At 72.9% G+C, this 20,333-nt stretch carries 15 protein-coding genes; 11 read left to right on the top strand and 4 right to left on the bottom strand.

Annotated elements, in window-relative coordinates; translation table 11 throughout:
* Both ADL08_RS11730 and ADL08_RS11735 read left to right on the top strand, forming a co-directional pair.
* Positions 1-1,327, top strand: a 1,327-nt coding sequence (locus tag ADL08_RS11730) for a hypothetical protein (protein ID WP_053642038.1), incomplete at its 5' end; no start/stop codon positions are given.
* A gap of 232 nt (positions 1,328-1,559) precedes the next feature.
* Positions 1,560-2,567: a TerC family protein gene (locus tag ADL08_RS11735; protein WP_053642039.1), complete on the top strand. Its 1,008-nt coding sequence runs from the start codon at positions 1,560-1,562 to the stop codon at positions 2,565-2,567.
* Positions 2,568-2,650: 83 nt separating this feature from the next.
* Here ADL08_RS11735 and ADL08_RS11740 read toward each other — a convergent pair whose 3' ends face one another.
* From ADL08_RS11740 to ADL08_RS11750, 3 genes are all read right to left on the bottom strand, one after another.
* The gene (locus ADL08_RS11740) at positions 2,651-3,931 is read right to left on the bottom strand and encodes an MFS transporter (protein ID WP_053642040.1); all 1,281 of its coding nucleotides are present in this window, start codon (positions 3,929-3,931) and stop codon (positions 2,651-2,653) included.
* A 132-nt stretch (positions 3,932-4,063) separates the two neighbouring features.
* Positions 4,064-4,720 (bottom strand): MBL fold metallo-hydrolase, encoded by a 657-nt coding sequence (locus ADL08_RS11745; RefSeq protein ID WP_053642041.1) that lies wholly within the window; start codon positions 4,718-4,720, stop codon positions 4,064-4,066.
* Between the two features lie 9 nt (positions 4,721-4,729).
* Positions 4,730-5,431: a maleylpyruvate isomerase family mycothiol-dependent enzyme gene (locus ADL08_RS11750; protein WP_053642042.1), complete on the bottom strand. Its 702-nt coding sequence runs from the start codon at positions 5,429-5,431 to the stop codon at positions 4,730-4,732.
* Between the two features lie 165 nt (positions 5,432-5,596).
* Between ADL08_RS11750 and uvrA the strand changes: the two genes are divergently transcribed.
* Together uvrA and ADL08_RS11760 are read left to right on the top strand one after the other, a co-directional pair.
* Positions 5,597-8,644, top strand: a complete 3,048-nt coding sequence (uvrA, locus tag ADL08_RS11755; protein ID WP_053642043.1) for an excinuclease ABC subunit UvrA — start codon at positions 5,597-5,599, stop codon at positions 8,642-8,644.
* A 249-nt stretch (positions 8,645-8,893) separates the two neighbouring features.
* Entirely contained in the window at positions 8,894-9,319 is a 426-nt protein-coding gene (locus ADL08_RS11760; RefSeq protein ID WP_053642044.1) for a Rieske (2Fe-2S) protein, read from the top strand.
* Between the two features lie 13 nt (positions 9,320-9,332).
* Here the strand turns inward: ADL08_RS11760 and ADL08_RS11765 are convergent, their stop codons facing one another.
* On the bottom strand, positions 9,333-10,262 hold the full coding sequence (locus ADL08_RS11765) for a hypothetical protein (RefSeq protein WP_053642045.1): 930 nt from the start codon (positions 10,260-10,262) through the stop codon (positions 9,333-9,335).
* 225 nt (positions 10,263-10,487) lie between these two features.
* Here ADL08_RS11765 and ADL08_RS11770 point away from each other — a divergent pair, with 225 nt between their 5' ends.
* From ADL08_RS11770 to ADL08_RS11800, 7 genes are all read left to right on the top strand, one after another.
* Entirely contained in the window at positions 10,488-11,075 is a 588-nt protein-coding gene (locus ADL08_RS11770; RefSeq protein WP_053642046.1) for a papain-like cysteine protease family protein, read from the top strand.
* Positions 11,072-11,956, top strand: coding sequence for a hypothetical protein (locus ADL08_RS11775; protein WP_420709628.1), 885 nt, complete (start codon positions 11,072-11,074; stop codon positions 11,954-11,956). Before ADL08_RS11770 ends, ADL08_RS11775 begins: the two co-directional genes overlap by 4 nt.
* Positions 11,957-12,071: 115 nt before the next feature.
* Entirely contained in the window at positions 12,072-14,177 is a 2,106-nt protein-coding gene (gene uvrC, locus ADL08_RS11780) for an excinuclease ABC subunit UvrC (protein WP_234352108.1), read from the top strand.
* Positions 14,174-15,079, top strand: a complete 906-nt coding sequence (gene rapZ / locus ADL08_RS11785; RefSeq protein ID WP_053642047.1) for an RNase adapter RapZ — start codon at positions 14,174-14,176, stop codon at positions 15,077-15,079. The genes uvrC and rapZ overlap by 4 nt, the downstream gene beginning before the upstream one ends.
* Positions 15,076-16,101 (top strand): gluconeogenesis factor YvcK family protein, encoded by a 1,026-nt coding sequence (locus ADL08_RS11790; protein ID WP_053642048.1) that lies wholly within the window; start codon positions 15,076-15,078, stop codon positions 16,099-16,101. The genes rapZ and ADL08_RS11790 overlap by 4 nt, the downstream gene beginning before the upstream one ends.
* On the top strand, positions 16,092-17,081 hold the full coding sequence (gene whiA / locus ADL08_RS11795) for a DNA-binding protein WhiA (protein ID WP_030205188.1): 990 nt from the start codon (positions 16,092-16,094) through the stop codon (positions 17,079-17,081). Before ADL08_RS11790 ends, whiA begins: the two co-directional genes overlap by 10 nt.
* A gap of 256 nt (positions 17,082-17,337) precedes the next feature.
* Positions 17,338-20,286, top strand: a complete 2,949-nt coding sequence (locus ADL08_RS11800) for a M14 family metallopeptidase (RefSeq protein WP_053642049.1) — start codon at positions 17,338-17,340, stop codon at positions 20,284-20,286.
* Positions 20,287-20,333 lie beyond the last annotated feature (47 nt).

Raw genomic sequence — 20,333 nt, forward strand, 5'->3', positions numbered from 1 at the left:
CGCCTCCCCGACGACGGCGGACCCCACGCCCCCGCCCCCGCCACTCCCGCAGGCGGTCTCCGACCCGACGCCGACCGTGCCGGTGACCCCGCCCTCGGGCACGGACACCGGCGCGCGGGCCCCGGGCGGCCCCATCGACTACTCCCACCCCCGCCGCGGGCCCGCCGCCGCGCCGGAGCCGCCGCAGGCCCCGCCCGTGCCGGTCGCCGGGGACGCCTCCGGCTGGTCCATGGACGAGCGCCTCTACAACCAGGTGTGGGGGATGTTCGAGGACCTGGCCCGTACCGCCGCCGCCTATCGCAGCGCCTGCGACTTCGCCGAGTCCCGGCTCGACCGGGAGCTCGACCAGACGCTCTCCGACTACCGCGCCAGGAACGGGGGCGCGAACGACGCGGCCCGGGCGGCCGCCAGGGCCCGGCACGACGAACTGGTGGACCGGGCCCGCGCGGTCCTGGACCGGGACCTCGCCCAGCTCGCGGCCGAGTCCGAGGTGGTCGAACCGGCCCTGCCGGCCGCCTACGCCCGCTGGGACAACCCCGTCTGGCACGCCTACCGCGTCCCGGCAGAGGAGCCGATGGCCGTCCGGCTCGGCGACCTCCACCTGCCCGAGCGCACCGAGCTGCGGATCCCCATGCTCGTCCGGCTGCCGCTGGAGCGGGGACTGTGGGTGGACGGCGGGCGCGGCCACTCGGAGGCGGCCGGCCTCCTCGACGAGGTCGAGCTGCGGCGGCTCGCCCTGGACAGCGCGGTCGCGCACGCGGCCCGGCTGCTCGCGGCGCACCCGGCGGGCGCCTTCGCCGTCCACGTCCTCGACGCGGCCGGGGCGGGCGCCGCGTCCCTCGCCCCGCTCGTGGAGGCGGACGTCCTCGCGACCCCGCCGGCCCGGGGCGCGGCCGGTGTCTCCGCGGTCCTGGAGCAGCTCACCGAGCGGGTCGACCTGCTCCAGATGGCGGTGCGGGCCGGCGCGGCCGACGCGCTGCCGCCCGGCCTGGACACGGCCCGGCAGCTGCTGATCGTGCACGACTTCCCGCACGGCTTCGACGACCGGGCGGTCACCCGGCTCCGGTACCTCGCCGACGAGGGCCCCTCGGTCGGCGTCCACCTGCTGATGGTGGCGGACCGGGCGGACGCGGCCGCGTACGGGCCGCTGCTCGACCCGCTGTGGCGCTCGCTGCTGCGGCTCACCCCCGTCCCGGACGACCACCTCGCCGATCCGTGGGTGGGACACGCCTGGTCGTACGAGCCGCCGGTGCTTCCGCCGGGCAGCGGGGTCCTGCGGCAGGTCCTCGCCCAAGTGGCGGCCGCCCGCCGGGAGAAGCGGTCCTGACCTGGCGTCTTGATGATCCTTTAGCCTGCCCTTTACCTTCTCTTGGTGTTTCGGGTAGTGTTCTTCGTGCGGAGGGGAGTACTCCCCAAGCGCGGCGTGCCCGTCAGTACGGAGGGATCCCAGTGATCCGATCCCGGGGCGTCGGCCCGGCGGCGGTTCGCCCGTCGTCCGGGTGGAAGAGACCTCCGGCAGCGACGACGCTGATCAGTAGCCGTACGACGCCGGAGGCGCAATGGACGTTTCGACGACCCTGTGGGTCCTGACCATTCTCGGTCTGGGTGCCCTGATCGGTGCCGACTTCTTCATCGGGCGCAAGCCCCATGACGTGTCGGTCAAGGAAGCCGGCATCTGGACGATCGTCTGGATCGTGCTCGCCGCGCTCTTCGGCGTCGGCCTGCTGTTCTTCGGCAGCGCCCAGGCCTCCGGCGAGTTCTTCGCCGGATACATCACCGAGAAGTCGCTCAGCGTCGACAACCTCTTCGTCTTCGTCCTGATCATGGCGAAGTTCTCGGTCCCCTCGCACCTCCAGCAGCGCGTGCTGCTGATCGGCGTCCTGATCGCCCTGGTGCTCCGCGCGATCTTCATCGCCGCCGGCGCCGCGATCATCGCGAGCTTCTCCTGGGTCTTCTACATCTTCGGCGCGTTCCTGATCTACACCGCCTGGAAGCTCATCCAGGAGGCGCGTGCCGACGAGGAGGAGGACGAGTTCGAGGAGAACCGCCTCCTCAAGAGCGTGGAGAAGAAGTTCGGCGTCGCCGACCGCTACCACGGCACCAAGCTCTTCATCCGGGTCAACGGCAAGCGGGTGCTGACCCCGCTGATGGTGGTCATGCTGGCCATCGGCACCACCGACATCCTCTTCGCCCTCGACTCCATCCCGGCGATCTTCGGCCTCACCCAGGACCCGTACATCGTCTTCACCGCCAACGCCTTCGCCCTCATGGGTCTGCGGCAGCTGTACTTCCTGATCGGCGGCCTGCTCAAGAAGCTGGTCCACCTCAGCTACGGCCTGTCGGTGATCCTCGGCTTCATCGGCGTCAAACTGGTGCTGCACGCCCTGCACGAGTCCGGGGTGCACGTCCCGGAGATCTCCATCCCGGTCTCCCTCGCGGTCATCTGCGGTGTTCTGATCATCACCACGATCACCAGCCTGATCGCCTCCAAGCGGCAGGCCGAGCGGGAGGCCGCCCAGAGCGTGGCCGACGCCGACGGCACCGAGAAGGACAGCATCGGCGCCTGACGCGGCACACACGGCGACGGCCGACCCGGGACCCCCTCCCCGGTCGGCCTTCGCCGTTTCCGCGCCCTTCCGCCGGACGGGCCCTACGCGGGCGCGGGCTCCTTCACCGCGGTGCGCGCGGGCAGGGTCTCCGGGAGGAGCGCGAAGCAGCCCAGGCTGACCAGGGCCACCAGGGTCAGATAGGCCGCCACGCCCCAGGGCGGGCCGGAGCCGCCCTCGGACAGCGCGGTGGCCGCGAGGGGCGTCAGGGCGCCGCCCAGGACGCCCGCGAGGTTGTAGCCGACGGCCGCGCCCGTACAGCGGACCCGGGGCTCGTACAGCTCCGGCAGGTACGCGGCGACCACCGCGAACATCGTGATGAAGGCCAGCAGCGCGCCCAGGAAGCCCAGGAACATCAGCGGCGGCCGCGCGGTGTGCAGCAGCGCCACCATCGGGAACATCCAGAGCGCGCAGCCCGCGCACCCGGCCAGGCAGAGCGTCCGGCGGCCCCAGCGGTCGGCCAGGAGCGCCACGAACGGAGTGGCCGCGCCCATCACCGCCACCGCCGCCATGACGCAGCCCAGCATCACCGGACCGCTCAGGCCGAGCCGCCCGGTGCCGTAGGCCAGGGCCCAGGTGGAGACCGCGTAGAAGACGGCGTACCCGACCGCGAGGGCCCCCGCCGTCAGCAGCACGAGCCGCCAGTGGTTCCGGACGACCTCCGCCAGCGGGGCGCCCGCGCGCCGCCCGGACGCGGACAGCTCCTCGAACTGCGGGGTCTCCGCGAGCGAGGAGCGCAGCAGCAGCCCGCCCGCCGCGAGCAGCCCCGCCGCCCAGAACGGCACCCGCCAGCCCCAGGAGCGGAACTCCGCGTCGCCCAGCCCGGCCGTGAGCCCCAGCATCACCCCGTTCGCCAGGAGGAAGCCGACCGCCGGGCCGATCTGCGGGAAGCTCGCCCACAGCGCGCGCCGGTGCTCCGGGGCGTGCTCAGCGGTGAGCAGCACCGCCCCGCCCCACTCGCCGCCCAGACCGAGCCCCTGGAGGAAGCGGAGCAGGAGCAGCAGGACGGGGGCGGCGATGCCGAGCGTCGCGTACGTGGGGAGGCAGCCGACCGCGACCGTGGCGCAGCCGGTCAGGAGCAGCGAGGCGAAGAGGACCGGGCGCCGGCCGTACCGGTCGCCGACGTGGCCGAAGAGGACCGAGCCGAGCGGCCGGGCCACGAAACCGACGGCGAAGGTGCCGAAGGCGGCCAGGGTCGCGGCGAGCGGGGAGAAGGTCGGGAAGAAGAGCGGGCCCAGGACGAGGGCGGCGGCGGTCCCGTAGACGTAGAAGTCGAAGAACTCGATGGCGGTGCCGACGAGCGAGGCGGCGGCGATCCGGCCCATCGAGGGGGCGGTGGGGCGCGACGGAGAGTGACGGCGGTGCATGTCCCGCGATCTACCCGCCGATCACCCCGGCTACGGGGGCGTGCGGGAGCGCGCCGCTGGTGGGGCGCGCGCCCTCCGTCCGCCGTCGGGTCACCAGCCGCGCTCGCGCCACTCCGCGAGGTGGGGGCGCTCGTCACCGAGCGTCGTGTCCCTGCCGTGGCCGGGGTAGACCCAGGACTCGTCCGGGAGGGCCTCGAAGAGCTTGGTCTCCACGTCGTGGAGCAGGCTGGCGAAGGCCTCCGGGTCCTGGTGGGTGTTGCCCACGCCGCCGGGGAAGAGGCAGTCGCCGGTGAAGACGTGGGGGTGGCCGTGCGGGTCGTCGTAGACGAGGGCGATCGAGCCCGGGGTGTGGCCGACGAGGCGGCGGGCGGTGAGCTCGACCCGGCCCACCCGGATCGTGTCGCCGTCCTCGACGGGGACGTCGGTCGCGACCGGGATGCCGTCCGCGTCGTACGCGCCCGCGTAGGTGCGCGCGCCGGTCGCGGCGACCACCTCGGCCAGGGCCTGCCAGTGGTCGCCGTGCCGGTGGGTGGTGACGACGGCGCGGACGCCGTCGTCACCGATCAGCGTGAGCAGGGTCCCGGCCTCGTTCGCCGCGTCGATCAGCAGCTGCTCGCCGGTCGCCCGACAGCGCAGCAGATAGGCGTTGTTCTCCATCGGGCCGACCGCGACCTTCGAGATCATCAGGTCCGCCAGCTCGTGCACGTCCGCAGGGCCGCCGACCTTCACCACTCCGCTGTACGTCATGCGCTCAGCCTATAGCGGGGGCAGGTCCGGGAGGCCGTCGCCGGAGAGGACGACGAGCCGGGCGCCCTTGTCGCCGCGGCCGGACAGCCAGCCGAGCAGCTCGGGGCCGGTGCCCGCGAGGACGACGGGAGTACCCTCGGTGCCACCGGTCCGCCAGGTGGGGCCGGATCCGTCCTGTCCGAGGCCGAGCGTCACCGGGGGGACCTCCGGGCGTCCCGACCAGCGGTCGGCCAGGAACTCGATCTCGCGCAGGACGAACTCCTCCGGAAGGTCGTCCAGGCCGTAGTCGGCGCCCAGGTCGACGTGGTGCAGCTCCACCTCCACCCAGCGGCGGAAGGGGACCCGGGAGGCGCTGTCGGTGACGCCGTTGCGCAGCTCGACCGTCCGGTTCCAGTCGGCGGGCCTCTCGCACACCGCCCGCAGCCGGTCGGCGCTCTCGCGCACGTCGGCGAGCTGTACGTCGAGCGGACGGTACGCGTCGCGCTCGATGTCGGCCTCGCGGGTCGCGGCGTCCACGTACATGGGGCGGCCCTCGAAGACGTTCACCAGGGCGTCGGCGTTGCGGGCGAGGTGGGCGAGGACATGGCCGCGGGTCCAGCCGGAAAGCCGTGACGGCTCGGCCGCGGCGGCGTTGTCCCAGGAGGAGGCGGCGTCCAGGAGCCGATCGGTCGCCTCTTGCAGGGAAACGAGGTCACGCTCGTGATCGATCATGGCGCCGACCCTAGCGCCGACCGGCCCGGACCACTCGTTCGGGTGAAGAGGTCTCCGGAAGACCGGAAATCGAATATGCGTGCTATACGCTCGATGGAAGCATCCGGCGTCCCCGGTTGTTGGTGTGTAGGCACATCCGCTCTCTCAAGAAAGGTGCGGACCGGCGTGGCCGACCGTCTCATCGTCCGTGGCGCTCGCGAGCACAACCTCAAGAACGTCTCCCTCGACCTCCCGCGCGACTCCCTCATCGTCTTCACGGGGCTCTCGGGGTCGGGCAAGTCCTCCCTCGCGTTCGACACGATCTTCGCCGAGGGGCAGCGCCGGTACGTCGAGTCGCTCTCCTCGTACGCCCGGCAGTTCCTCGGCCAGATGGACAAGCCGGACGTCGACTTCATCGAAGGTCTGTCGCCCGCCGTCTCCATCGACCAGAAGTCGACCTCGCGCAACCCGCGCTCGACGGTCGGCACCATCACGGAGGTCTACGACTACCTCCGCCTGCTCTTCGCGCGCATCGGCAAGCCGCACTGTCCCGAGTGCCACCGCCCCATCTCGCGCCAGTCGCCGCAGGCCATCGTCGACAAGGTCCTGGAGCTCCCCGAGGGCAGCCGCTTCCAGGTGCTCTCCCCGCTCGTGCGCGAGCGCAAGGGCGAGTTCGTCGACCTCTTCGCCGATCTCCAGACCAAGGGCTACAGCCGCGCCCGGGTCGACGGCACGACCGTGCAGCTCAGCGAGCCGCCGACGCTCAAGAAGCAGGAGAAGCACACCATCGAGGTGGTCATCGACCGCCTCACCGTCAAGGACAGCGCCAAGCGCCGGCTCACCGACTCCGTCGAGACCGCGCTCGGACTCTCCGGCGGCATGGTCGTGCTCGACTTCGTCGACCTCCCCGAGGACGACCCCGAGCGCGAGCGGATGTACTCGGAGCACCTCTACTGCCCGTACGACGACCTCTCCTTCGAGGAGCTGGAGCCGCGCTCCTTCTCCTTCAACTCGCCCTTCGGCGCCTGCCCGGACTGCACCGGCATCGGCACCCGCATGGAGGTCGACCCGGAGCTGATCGTCCCCGACCAGGACAAGTCCCTCGACGAGGGCGCCATCCACCCCTGGTCGCACGGCCACACCAAGGAGTACTTCGGCCGGCTCATCGGCGGTCTCTCCCAGGCCCTCGGCTTCCGCACGGACATCCCGTACGCGGGGCTGCCGCAGCGCGCCAAGAAGGCGCTGATGTACGGCCACAAGACCCAGGTCGAGGTCCGCTACCGCAACCGGTACGGGCGGGAGCGGGCGTACACCACCCCGGCCTTCGAGGGCGCCGTCCCCTTCGTCAAGCGGCGCCACACCGAGGCCGAGAGCGACTCCAGCCGCGAGCGCTTCGAGGGCTACATGCGCGAGGTGCCCTGTCCCACCTGCGAGGGCACCCGGCTGAAGCCGATCGTCCTCGCGGTCACGGTCATGGACAAGTCCATCGCCGAGGTCTCCGCGATGTCCATCAGCGACTGCGCCGAGTTCCTCTCCCGGCTCACCCTCAGCGCCCGGGACAAGAAGATCGCCGAGCGGGTCCTCAAGGAGGTCAACGAGCGGCTGCGCTTCCTCGTCGACGTCGGCCTCGACTACCTCTCGCTCAACCGGGCCGCCGGGACGCTCTCCGGCGGCGAGGCCCAGCGCATCCGGCTCGCCACCCAGATCGGCTCCGGCCTGGTCGGCGTGCTCTACGTGCTCGACGAGCCCTCCATCGGCCTCCACCAGCGCGACAACCACCGGCTGATCGAGACCCTGGTGCGCCTCCGGGACATGGGCAACACGCTCATCGTGGTCGAGCACGACGAGGACACCATCAAGGTCGCCGACTGGGTCGTGGACATCGGCCCCGGCGCCGGCGAGCACGGCGGCAAGGTCGTCCACTCCGGCTCCCTGAAGGAGCTCCTCGCCAACGAGGAGTCGATGACCGGGCAGTACCTGTCCGGCCGCAGGTCGATCGTCACCCCGGACGTCCGCCGGCCGGTGGACCCCGGGCGCCGGCTCACCGTGCACGGGGCCCGTGAGAACAACCTGCGGGACATCGACGTCTCCTTCCCGCTCGGCGTCCTCACCGCCGTCACCGGCGTCTCCGGCTCCGGCAAGTCGACCCTGGTCAACGACATCCTCTACACCCACCTGGCGCGCGAGCTGAACGGCGCCAAGTCGGTCCCCGGGCGGCACACGCGCGTGGAGGGCGACGACCTCGTCGACAAGGTCGTGCACGTCGACCAGTCCCCGATCGGCCGCACCCCGCGGTCGAACCCGGCGACCTACACCGGCGTCTTCGACCACGTCCGCAGGCTCTTCGCCGAGACGATGGAGGCCAAGGTCCGGGGCTACCTGCCCGGCCGCTTCTCCTTCAACGTCAAGGGCGGCCGCTGCGAGAACTGCTCCGGCGACGGCACGATCAAGATCGAGATGAACTTCCTCCCGGACGTCTACGTCCCGTGCGAGGTCTGCCACGGCGACCGGTACAACCGGGAGACCCTGGAGGTCCACTACAAGGGCAAGTCCATCGCCGAAGTCCTGAACATGCCGATCGAGGAGGCCCTCGACTTCTTCGAGGCCGTCCCGACCATCGCCCGTCACCTGCGCACCCTGACCGAGGTCGGCCTCGGCTACGTCCGCCTCGGGCAGTCGGCGCCGACGCTCTCCGGCGGCGAGGCGCAGCGCGTGAAGCTCGCCTCCGAGCTCCAGAAGCGCTCGACCGGCCGCACGGTCTACGTCCTGGACGAGCCGACCACCGGTCTGCACTTCGAGGACATCTCGAAGCTGATCAAGGTCCTCTCCGGGCTCGTCGACAAGGGCAACTCGGTGATCGTCATCGAGCACAACCTCGACGTCATCAAGACCGCGGACTGGGTCGTCGACATGGGCCCGGAGGGCGGCAGCGGCGGCGGCGTGGTCGTCGCCGAGGGAACGCCGGAGGAGGTCGCCTCGGTCCCGGCGAGCCACACCGGCAAGTTCCTCCGCGAGGTCCTCGGCGCCGACCGGATCAGCGACGCGGCGATCCCGGCCGCGCGCGGCACGAAGAGGACGGCGGCGAAGAAGACGGCGACGGCGGCGAAGAAGGCCACCCCGGCCAAGAAGGCCGCTCCGGCCAAGAAGGCGACCGCGACCAAGGCGACCGCCACCAAGGCGACCGCGACCAAGGCCGCCGCCAAGAAGGCGGCGACCCGCACCCGCAAGGCCTGACCCGCCACCCGGCAGGCCCCCGCCCCGGGGCCTGCCGCACCGGCGCGCCCCCGCGCACGGACCCCGCCGCCCCGGCGGGCTCCGCGCCGGGGGCTTCGCCGTGCCGACGGGCTCTCGTGTACGGGGGCCCCGGGCCCCCGCGGCCCCCGGGCGGGAGGCGCCGGTATCGTCGGTTCGGTCACCGCTGGGGTGTCTCGTCCCCGATCTCACCGATCTCACCGATCTCACCGATCTCACCGTGGAGGGCTCATGTCCGGCCAGTCCAGCCGTCGCACCGTACTGAAAGGCGCCGCCCTCGCCGGTGCCGCCGGGCTGGGGGTCGCCGCCTGCTCCACCGAGTCCAAGCTCGGCCACGCCCAGGTCCCGACCCCGACCGCCCCGGTCTCCCTCGGTTCCCCCGACGAGGTCCCGGTCGGCGGCGCCCGGCTCTACCGCGAGCAGCGCCTCGTGGTGAGCTGCCCCGCCGAGGGGCAGTACAAGGCCTTCAGCGCCCAGTGCACCCACGCGGGCTGCGTCCTCGACAAGGTCGAGGAGAACGAGGGCAACTGCCCCTGCCACGGCAGCCGCTTCGACGTGACGACCGGCAAGGCGCTCCGGGGCCCGGCCACCGTCCCGCTCCCCGAGGTCCCGATCCGCGTCGAGGGCGGCGAGCTCGTCGCCGGGCCCGGGGCCTGACGGGACCGGCGGTTCAGGACCAGTCCCAGTCGATCCCCAGGATCCCCGGGCGCACGCCCTGCTCCACCAGGTGCACCGTGCGGTGCCGGCCGCTCAGGGTCAGCTCCGCACGGCCGCCGCGCGGCGCCCCCGCCGAGACCTGCGCGAACCTCCGGCACCGCACCGGAAGCGCCGCCTCGTCGAAGCGCACCTGGAGCACGTACTGCCCGCCCGCGAAGCTGAACCCGCGCACGTACTCCCCGCTCGCCCCCGCCGTACCGTCCTCGAAGCCGTACGAGAAGAGGTACGTGTCCCCGGCCCGCAGCCGCGCGTCGAAGAGCAGCTCCGCGACCAGCACCCCCGTCCCGGCGTGCCACCGCACCCGACCGGTCCGGCAGTTCTCCACCGCCCGCACCACCACCCGCGACGGGTCGCAGTCCGGGTCCCCGTGGTGGATGGCCAGATAGCGGTCCACCCCGTCCCGGTGCGCCCGCACCACGTGCTGGGACTCGCGCCCCACCAGCTCCCGCCCGGCCCCGATCCGCACCCGCTCCTGGTGCCCCACCGTGTGCAGCCCCCCGTCCGTCGGGCACTCCAGCTCCGCGAGCAGCTCCTCGACCGAGCCGGACGCCTCCACCAGTGAGCGGTACGAGCGGCCCGCCGGGCGCTCCACCTCGGTCCGGGCGGCCGTGTCCTCCGACAGGAGCCGCAGGAGCGAGTTCCCCGGGAGCTGGAGCACCTCCTCCAGGGCGCGGACGGCCTTCAGGGACTCCGGGCGCTGCGGCCGGCGGGCGCCCTGCTGCCAGTAGCTCAGACTCGTCACCCCGACCCGGACGCCCCGGTGCGCGAGATGGTGCTGGACCCGCTGGAGCGGCAGCCCGCGCACGGCGAGCGCGGTGCGCAGCGCCAGATGGAAGGGACCGGTGTGCAGCAGCTGCGCAAGATCGGCCTCGGTGTGGCTCACGAGGACTCCTCGGTGAACGTTCACGGTGGGGGAGCGGACCGCCGTGCCGCCGGGGACGAGCGGGCAGGTGGGCCGGGGGCTTCCGTTCACACCCGGGTCACACCGTTCACAGTCCGACGTCATCCCGCATTGAAGCGTGTTGACCCGGACCGGACAACGGCAGATGCTCCTGACCAGCGTCCGGACGCGCTCCTCCACACCCCCACCCCACCCGGGAGGAACGCGATGCGCAGAAGAAAGCTGAACCTCGCGGCACTCGCCGCAGCCGCCCTCTTCCTCGTCCCCACCACCTCGGCGTCCGCCGCGCCGGCCGGTGAGGACGCCTCGGCCCTCGCCTCCAAGCGCCTGAACATCACCATGCAGGCCCAGCAGAAGACCAACTGGTGCTGGGCGGCGGGCGGCAACACCATCGCCACCTGGTTCGGCCGCGGCTACAGCCAGAACCAGTTCTGCAACGCCGCCTTCAACCGCCAGCAGGGCTACGACTGCCCCAACAACCAGGCCACCCTCGGCAACGTCCAGACCGGTCTGAGCTGGGCCGGGGTCCGCCCCGGCTCGTACGTCACCGGCTGGCTGCGCTACCCCACCGTGCAGACCGAGATCAACGCCGACCGGCCGGTCGAGACCCGGATCCAGTGGTCGAGCGGCGGCGGGCACATGCACGTGGTCTACGGCTACGACGACGCGAACAGCTGGGTCTACTGGGGCGACCCCTGGCCCTCCAGCGACCGCTACAACTGGGCCTCGCACGCCTGGTACGTCGACAACGCCTCCTTCTCCTGGACCCACTCGCTCTACCGGATCGGGGCGTGACCACCGTGATCACCACGACCACGACACGCGCGCGTGCCACCGCCGCCGGCCTCCTGACCGCCGCCCTCGTCGCCCTCGGAACGCTCCCGGCCGCCGCCGGGGGCCCGCCGTCCGCCCCCACCCCCGAGCGGGCCGCCTCCGCGCCGGGGACCCTGGACACCCTGTCCCGGTTCTTCGCCGGTGACGGGGCCGGGGCCCCGGCCGCGGCCGCCCGCGCGGCGGGCACCCCGCGGATCGAGGGCGCCTCCGTCCCGGTCCGGATCCTCTCCCCGGACTTCGTCGCCGGGAAGGCCGGGGCGCCGGTCGCCCGCGTCGAGTTCCGCGCCAGCCGGGCCGTCGCCCCGGACGGCCGGAAGGCCTCCCTGTGGACGGTCGAGAGCGCCGACGGCTGGCAGGTGGTGAACATCGCCACCGGCGACGACGAGATCCGGTACGCGGAGCGGGGCGGGCGCCTGCTGCCCGGCGGCCTGGTCTTCCGCGAGCCGCAGATCGACGCCTGGTACGTCCAGAAGGGCGCGAAGGTGCTCCCGCTCGACGAGGACGCGGTGCGGGCCGTCGGGAAGAACGGGACGAGCCTCGCCGCGTACCGGGAGCGGGTCGCCCGGGCGTACGGCGACAAGCTCCCCGGCTCCGCCTACGCGAAGAAGGGCGCGGCGGGCGGGTACGGGCCGCAGGAGGCCGCGGGACGGGAGGCCGCACCCCTGGCCGCCCCCGCGCCCGGTGCCGCTCCCGCGCCCCTGGCCGCCCCCGGGCCCCGTACGGACGCCTCCGAGGGGTCCGCCGCCACCGCGGTCGGCGTCGGGACCTCCCTGGCCCTCGCCCTGGCGGCCACGGCCGCGATACGCCGCCGCAGGGCGGCCCGGAGCGGCCCGGCGGCCTGACCCCGCCCCGACCGGACGGGCCTCGTGCGGCCGGGTCCCCACCCCGCCCGCACGAGGCCCGCACGCGCGCGCGGGGCCGGCCGGAGTGTCGGTCCCCGCCAGTAGGGTGGGGAGCATGGCAGACCCCTCCAGCTACCGCCCCAAGCCGGGTCAGATCCCCGACTCCCCGGGGGTCTACAAGTTCCGCGACGAGCACCGCCGGGTGATCTACGTGGGCAAGGCGAAGTCCCTGCGCCAGCGCCTCGCCAACTACTTCCAGCCGCTCACGAGCCTGCACCCGCGCACGGCCACCATGGTGACCACGGCCGCCTCCGTGGAGTGGACCGTCGTGTCCACCGAGGTCGAGGCGCTCCAGCTGGAGTACTCCTGGATCAAGGAGTTCGACCCCCGGTTCAACGTCAAGTACCGGGACGACAAGAGCTACCCCTACCTCGCGGTGACCATGAACGAGGAGTTCCCCCGCGTCCAGGTCATGCGCGGCCACAAGAAGAAGGGCGTGCGCTACTTCGGGCCGTACGCGCACGCGTGGGCGATCCGCGAGACCGTCGACCTGATGCTGCGGGTCTTCCCCGTCCGCACCTGCTCGGCGGGCGTCTTCCGCAACGCCGCCTCGGCCGGCCGGCCCTGCCTCCTCGGCTACATCGGCAAGTGCTCGGCGCCCTGCGTCGGCCGGGTCACCCCCGAGGAGCACCGCGAACTGGCCGAGGAGTTCAGCGACTTCATGGCCGGCCGCACCGGCACGTACATCCGCCGACTCGAAAAGCAGATGACGATCGCGGCCGAGGACATGGAGTACGAGCGGGCCGCCCGGCTCCGCGACGACGTGACGGCCCTGCGCCGGGCCATGGAGAAGAACGCGGTCGTCCTCGCCGACGCCACCGACGCCGACCTGATCGCCCTCGCCGAGGACGAGCTGGAGGCCGCCGTCCAGATCTTCCACGTGCGCGGCGGACGCGTCCGCGGCCAGCGCGGCTGGGTCACCGACAAGGTCGAGGCCGTCGACACCGCCGGACTCGTCGAGCACGCCCTCCAGCAGCTGTACGGCGAGGAGAGCGGCGAGGCGGTCCCCAAGGAGGTCCTGGTCCCCGCGCTCCCCGAGGACGCCGAAGCCGTCTCCGCCTGGCTCTCCGGCCGCCGCGGCTCCCTCGTCTCGCTGCGCGTGCCGCAGCGCGGCGACAAGAAGGACCTGATGGAGACCGTCGCGCGCAACGCCCAGCAGGCGCTCGTGCTCCACAAGACCAAGCGCGCCAGCGACCTCACCACCCGCTCCCGGGCCCTGGAGGAGATCGCCGAGGCCCTGGACCTGGACTCGGCGCCGCTGCGGATCGAGTGCTTCGACATCTCGCACCTCCAGGGCGAGGACGTCGTCGCCTCCATGGTCGTCTTCGAGGACGGGCTGCCCCGCAAGAGCGAGTACCGCCGCTTCCAGATCAAGGGCTTCGAGGGCCAGGACGACGTCCGCTCCATGCACGAGGTGATCGGCCGCCGCTTCCGGCGCTACCTCGCCGAGAAGGAGAGGACGGGGGAGTGGGGGGACGGCGAGGTCCCGGCCGAGGACCCCGAGGACGACGGGCGACCCAAGCGGTTCGCGTACCCGCCGCAGCTCGTCGTGGTCGACGGCGGACAGCCCCAGGTCGCCGCCGCGCGGCGGGCCCTGGACGAGCTCGGCATCGACGACATCGCGGTCTGCGGCCTCGCCAAGCGCCTGGAGGAGGTCTGGCTGCCCGGCGACGACGACCCCGTGGTGCTGCCCCGCTCCAGCGAGGGCCTGTACCTTCTCCAGCGGGTGCGTGACACCGCTCACGACTTCGCCATCCGCTACCAGCGGTCCAAGCGGACGAAACGCATCAGGACCGGGCCCCTCGACGCCGTCCCCGGCCTCGGGGAGACCCGGAAGCAGGCCCTGATCAAGCATTTCGGCTCGGTGAAGCGGCTCCGGCAGGCGACAATCGAGCAGATCTGCGAGGTCCCCGGCATGGGCCGGAAGACCGCGGAGGCGGTCGCCGTGGCCCTGGCACAGGCGGCCCCGGCCGCTCCCGCCGTCAACACGGCGACGGGAGAGATCATGGAGGACGACGTGGTTCCCGCCCCGGCGGCTCCGGCCGTCCCCGTCGTGCACACGGCGACGGGGGGGATCATGGAGGACGACGCGGGCGTCACGGCACGGCCGCGCGCGAACGGCACGACGAGCACCACCGAGAAGACGGAGCAGGACACGTGAGTACGGGCACCAAGGAGACCCCCGGCGACAACGGCGCCGAGGCCATTCCCGAGCTGGTGATCATCTCCGGCATGTCCGGGGCCGGCCGGTCCACCGCGGCGAAGTGTCTGGAGGACCTCGGCTGGTTCGTCGTGGACAACCTGCCGCCCGCGCTGATCCCCACCATGGTGGAGCTCGGCGCCCGCTCCCAGGGCAACGTCGCCCGGATCGCCGTCGTCGTGGACGTCCGCGGCCGGCAGTTCTTCGACAACCTGCGGGAGTCCCTCGCCGATCTGGACGCCAAGCGGGTCACCCGCCGGATCGTCTTCCTGGAGTCCTCCGACGAGGCCCTCGTCCGGCGCTTCGAGTCGGTCCGCAGGCCCCACCCGCTCCAGGGCGACGGCCGCATCACCGACGGCATCGCCGCCGAGCGCGACCTGCTGCGCGAGCTGCGCGGCGACGCCGACCTGGTGATCGACACCTCCAGCCTCAACGTCCACGAGCTGCGCGCCAAGATGGACGCCCGGTTCGCCGGCGACGAGGAGCCCGAGCTGCGGGCCACCGTGATGTCCTTCGGCTTCAAGTACGGCCTGCCCGTCGACGCCGACCTCGTCGTGGACATGCGCTTCCTGCCGAACCCGCACTGGGTCCCCGAGCTGCGCCCCTTCACCGGCCTCAACGAGGAGGTGTCGAACTACGTCTACAACCAGCCCGGCGCCAAGGAGTTCCTGGACCGCTACACCGAGCTGCTCCAGCTGATCGCCGCGGGCTACCGCCGCGAGGGCAAGCGGTACGTGACGATCGCCGTGGGCTGCACGGGCGGCAAGCACCGCTCGGTGGCCACCACCGAGCGCCTCGCCGCCCGCCTCGCCTCCGAAGGGGTCGAGACCGTCGTCGTGCACCGGGACATGGGGCGCGAGTGAAGCCGTACCGCCGGCGCGCCTCCACCCTCGCGGCGCGCCGCACGCTCCACAGACGCGGTACCCAGCCGAAGGTCGTCGCGCTCGGCGGCGGCATGGGTCTCTCGGCCTCCCTCGCCGCGCTCCGCCGGATCACCGGCGACCTCACCGCCGTCGTCACCGTCGCCGACGACGGCGGCTCCAGCGGCCGGCTCCGGGAGGAGCTCGGCGTGCTGCCCCCCGGCGACCTGCGCAAGGCGCTCGCCGCGCTCTGCGGCGACGACGACTGGGGCCAGACCTGGGCCCGGGTCATCCAGCACCGCTTCCAGTCCAAGGGCGAGATCAACGGGCACGCCGTCGGCAACCTGCTGATCGTCGCCCTCTGGGAACAGCTCGGCGACCCCGTGCAGGCCCTGGACCTGGTCGGTCTGCTGCTCGGCGCCCAGGGCCGGGTGCTGCCCATGTCCGCCGTGCCCCTGGAGCTCCAGGCCCTGGTCAAGGGCCACGACCCGGAGCGCCCGGACGACGTGGACATCGTGGCCGGCCAGGCGACGGTGGCGCTCACCCCCGGCGAGGTGCAGTCCGTGCACCTCGTGCCGAACGACCCGCCGGCCGTCCCCGAGGCGGTCGCCGCGGTCCTGGACGCCGACTGGGTCGTCCTGGGCCCCGGCTCCTGGTTCTCCTCGGTGATCCCGCACCTCCTGGTCCCCGACCTCCTCGACGCCCTGGTCGAGACGAAGGCCCGGAAGGTGCTCTCCCTGAACCTCGCGCCGCAGCCCGGAGAAACCGACGGCTTCTCCCCGCAGCGTCATTTGGAGGTTTTGGGGCGACACGCCCCTAAACTCGCCCTGGACGTGGTGCTGGCCGACGAGGCCGCCGTGCCCGACCGCGACTCCCTCGCCGACGCCGCCAAGCGGTTCGGCGCCGCGGTCGAGCTGGCGCCGGTCGCCCGGCCCGACGGCTCCGCGAAGCACGACCCGGAGCTGCTGGCCGCCGCGTACGACCGTATTTTTCGGATGCATGGAAGGATCGGCCCATGGCGATGACGGCAGCGGTGAAGGACGAGATCTCCCGGCTTCCCGTCACCCGGACCTGCTGCAGGAAGGCAGAGGTCTCGTCGATCCTGCGGTTCGCGGGCGGGCTGCACCTGGTGAGCGGCCGCATCGTGATCGAGGCGGAGCTCGACACCGCGATGGCGGCCCGCCGCCTCAAGCGGGACATCCTGGAGATCTTCGGACACAGCTCCGAACTGATCGTGATGGCCCCCGGCGGTCTGCGGCGCGGCTCGCGCTTCGTGGTGCGGGTGGTGGCCGGAGGCGACCAGCTGGCCCGCCAGACGGGTCTGGTCGACGGCCGGGGCCGCCCCATCCGGGGCCTCCCCCCGCAGGTGGTCTCCGGGGCCACCTGTGACGCGGAGGCCGCCTGGCGCGGGGCCTTCCTCGCGCACGGCTCGCTGACCGAGCCCGGCCGGTCCTCCTCCCTGGAGGTCACCTGCCCGGGACCCGAGGCCGCCCTCGCCCTGGTCGGCGCCGCCCGCCGGCTCTCCATCGCGGCGAAGGCCCGCGAGGTGCGGGGCGTGGACCGGGTCGTCGTCCGCGACGGCGACGCGATCGGCGCCCTGCTCACCCGGCTCGGCGCGCACGAGTCGGTGCTCGCCTGGGAGGAGCGGCGGATGCGGCGCGAGGTCCGCGCCACCGCCAACCGCCTGGCCAACTTCGACGACGCCAACCTGCGCCGCTCGGCCCGCGCCGCGGTCGCCGCCGGGGCCCGGGTGCAGCGCGCCCTGGAGATCCTCGGCGAGGAGGTGCCCGAGCACCTCGCCGCCGCCGGCCGGCTCCGCATGGAGCACAAGCAGGCCTCCCTGGAGGAGCTGGGCGCGCTCGCCGACCCGCCGCTGACCAAGGACGCGGTGGCCGGCCGGATCCGCCGGCTGCTCGCCATGGCCGACAAGCGGGCGCAGGACCTGGGCATCCCCGGGACCGAGTCCAACCTCACCGAGGAGCTGGACGACAGCCTGGTCGGCTGAGGCCGGTGGCTTTTCGGTCAACTCTTCACTGCCGGTGCGTTCCTGACGCACCGGCAGTTTCTTTCCCGGTGTGCGCGACGCGCCGGGAGGCACCCTTGACGCCCCCCGGGGCGCCCATGAGTCTGTCGTCTGTTCACCCGCGAGGGCTGTGGCACCCGCGAGGGCTGTGGCACCCGCGAGGGCTGTGGCCTCCGGGAGAACCGTTCCACCCGTGAGATCTGTTCACCTTCGAGACGGACGACACCAAGGGGAGCTCATGAGACGCAGAGCGAGATCGATCCTCGCCGCGGCTTCACTGCTGATCGCCGGAGTGGCGGCGGCGCCCGTCGCCGGAGCGCGGCCGGACGACCGGAACGGCGACGCCCTCTCCGTATGGCACGCCGAGGTCACCCAGGAGCAGGTCCCGCTCCTCCTCGAAGCCGGCGCCGACGCCCACGAACTGACCGAGCGGGTGCCCGCGAAGGGCACCGCCACGGTCGAGCTCTTCCTCACCGGCGCCCAGGCCGGACAGCTGCGCGGCCGGGGCGTCGAACTCGCCGAGCACGCCCTGTCCGACCGGGCCGAGCAGCGGGTCGCCGCCGCCGGCGACGGCGTCTTCCGCCCGTACGGCGGCCCCGGCGGCCTCAAGCAGGAGATCCAGGACACCGCCCGGACCCACCCCGGACTGACCAAGGTCGTCCCGATCGGCAAGACCCTCAAGGGCCAGGACATCCTCGCCCTCAAGATCAGCAAGGGCGCCGGGCGGAGCAAGGACGGCTCGAAGCCCGCCACGCTCTACATGTCCAACCAGCACGCGCGCGAGTGGATCACCCCCGAGATGACCCGGCGGCTGATGCACCACTACCTCGACGGCTACGGCAAGGACGAGCGGATCACCCGGATCGTCGACACCACCGAGCTGTGGTTCGTGCTCTCCGCCAACCCCGACGGCTACGACCACACCCACGCCGACCCCGCCCACCGCCAGTGGCGCAAGAACCTCCGCGACAACGACGGCGACGGCAGGACGGGCCCCGGCGACGGCGTCGACCTCAACCGCAACTTCGCCTACAAGTGGGGCTACGACAACGAGGGCTCGTCCCCCGACCCGGCCGACGAGACCTTCCGCGGCAAGGGCCCCATGTCGGAGCCCGAGACCAGGGCGATCGACGCCTTCCAGAAGCGCATCGGCTTCGCGTACGGCATCAACTACCACTCCGCCGCCCAGCTCCTGCTGTACGGCGTCGGCTGGCAGGTCGCCACCGACACCCCCGACGACGTGGCCCTCAAGGCCCTCGCCGGCACCCCGCAGAACTCCGCCGTGCCCGGCTACCGGCCGCAGGTCTCCTCCGAGCTGTACACCACCAACGGCGAGGCCGACGGACACGCCGCCAACGTCAACGGCATGCAGATGTTCACCCCGGAGATGTCCACCTGCGCCACCGCCTCCCGGGTCGACCCGAACGACGCCTGGAACCCGGCCGACTGCGCCTCCGTCTTCACCTTCCCGGACGACGAGAAGCTGATCCGGGCCGAGTTCGCCAAGAACGTGCCCTTCGCGCTCGCCGTCGCCGAGTCCGCCGCCCACCCGGACCGGCCCGTCTCCCCGGTCGGCGTCGACGCCCCCGACTTCACCCCGAAGGCCTTCACCACCTCCTACGCCCGCGGCGGGGAGCAGGAGGTCGCCGTCACCGCCCGCAAGTCGCTGCGCGGCAAGACCCTCAAGTACCGGATCAACGGCGGCCGCGTCCACAGCGAGGAGCTCCGCGCCTGGAAGGGCGGCGAGACCTACGGCGGCGAGGACAACCTCTACTTCGACGAGTACCGCGGCGAGGTCGGGGGCGCCCGGCCCGGCGACTCCGTCCAGGTCTGGTTCACCGCCCGCACCCGCGACGGCCGGACCACCTCCTCCGCCCCCTTCTCCTACGCGGTGGCCGAACGGCCGCGCGGCGACGTCCTCGTCCTCGCCGACGAGGGCGGCACCACCGCCGAACGCCACACCGCCGCCTACGTGAAGGCGCTCGCCGACGGCGGACGGAAGGCCGCCGTCTGGGACGTCGCCGTCCAGGGCGCCCCGGACGCCCTCGGCGTCCTCTCCCACTTCGGCGCCGTCGTCTGGTACACCGGCGCCGGGCGCCCCTCCGGGAACGCCGAACTCGCCGTCCGCTCCTACCTCAACGAGGGCGGCAAGCTGATCAACGCCGGGGAGAAGGCCGGCGGACTCACCCGGGTCGGCGCCGCCGAGACCAACGACTTCGCCCAGTACTACCTCGGCGCCCACCACCGCGCCGGACTGAAGGACCCGTCCGCCTTCGCCGGCGCGGGCGCCTTCGGAGGCGTCCGGGCGGCCCTCGGCGCCGCCGCCGGAAACCCGCTGGACGACGCGGGCGCGTACACCGTCACCTCCGACACCCTGAGGCCGGAGGACTTCCCGCAGTTCGCGAGCAGCGCCTCCGCCGGCGACTACCCGGGCGTCCGCACCCCCTTCGAGCCCGCCGAGGGCGCCTCCTTCGCGGCGGTGAAGCACGCCGACGACACCTGGGCCCGGCTCTCCAGGACCGTCGACCTCACCGGCGTCCCGGCGGGCGCGAAGCCCCGCCTGGACTTCCAGGTCAGCCACGACACCGAGCCCGGCTACGACAACCTCGTCGTCGAGGCCCGCACCGTCGGACGGGACGACTGGACCACCCTGCCCGACACCCACGGCGGCACCTCCGCCGAGCCCCCGGCCGACTGCGGCGAGGGCTACTACGTCCGCGGCCACCCCTTCCTCGCCCACTACCTCACCGTCGGCGAGGACGGCTGCGCGCCCACCGGCACCACCGGCTTCTGGAACGCCTTCACCGGCCCCTCCAACGGCTGGCGCCAGGCCTCCGTCGACCTGAGCGCCTGGGCGGGCCGGCAGGTCGAGCTCTCCCTCTCCTACGTCTCCGACCCCGGTACGGGCGAGACGGGCGCCTTCGTCGACGACGTCCGGCTCGTCACCGGGACCACCACCGAGGCCGAGGGCTTCGAGACCTCCCTCGGCGCCTGGTCCACGCCCGGCGCCCCGGCCGGCAGCCCCGGCAACGGGTCCGACTGGACGCGCTCCGGCGCGCTCTTCCACTCGCAGGCGGCGGTCACCACCCGGGACACCGTCCTCCTCGGCTTCGGCCTGGAGCACGTGCCCGGCACGGCGGAGCGGGCCAGGCTCCTGGGCCGCGCCCTCAAGACCCTTCGCCGCTGAGGGGAGCACCCCGACCGTTTGACGGAGAGTAGTCGGGACAAAAGTCC

Origin of the sequence: Streptomyces sp. NRRL F-6492 (assembly GCF_001280125.1) — a bacterium.
In the GTDB taxonomy this organism is placed as follows: domain Bacteria; phylum Actinomycetota; class Actinomycetes; order Streptomycetales; family Streptomycetaceae; genus Streptomyces.

Coding starts and splice junctions, on each gene's coding strand:
- ADL08_RS11770 (WP_053642046.1), top strand. CDS start 10,488: ATGCGCAGAAGAAAGCTGAACCTCGCGGCACTCGCCGCAGCCGCCCTC.
- ADL08_RS11800 (WP_053642049.1), top strand. CDS start 17,338: ATGAGACGCAGAGCGAGATCGATCCTCGCCGCGGCTTCACTGCTGATC.
- ADL08_RS11760 (WP_053642044.1), top strand. CDS start 8,894: ATGTCCGGCCAGTCCAGCCGTCGCACCGTACTGAAAGGCGCCGCCCTC.
- ADL08_RS11745 (WP_053642041.1), bottom strand. CDS start 4,720: ATGACGTACAGCGGAGTGGTGAAGGTCGGCGGCCCTGCGGACGTGCAC.
- whiA (WP_030205188.1), top strand. CDS start 16,092: ATGGCGATGACGGCAGCGGTGAAGGACGAGATCTCCCGGCTTCCCGTC.
- ADL08_RS11750 (WP_053642042.1), bottom strand. CDS start 5,431: ATGATCGATCACGAGCGTGACCTCGTTTCCCTGCAAGAGGCGACCGAT.
- ADL08_RS11735 (WP_053642039.1), top strand. CDS start 1,560: ATGGACGTTTCGACGACCCTGTGGGTCCTGACCATTCTCGGTCTGGGT.
- ADL08_RS11740 (WP_053642040.1), bottom strand. CDS start 3,931: ATGGGCCGGATCGCCGCCGCCTCGCTCGTCGGCACCGCCATCGAGTTC.
- uvrC (WP_234352108.1), top strand. CDS start 12,072: ATGGCAGACCCCTCCAGCTACCGCCCCAAGCCGGGTCAGATCCCCGAC.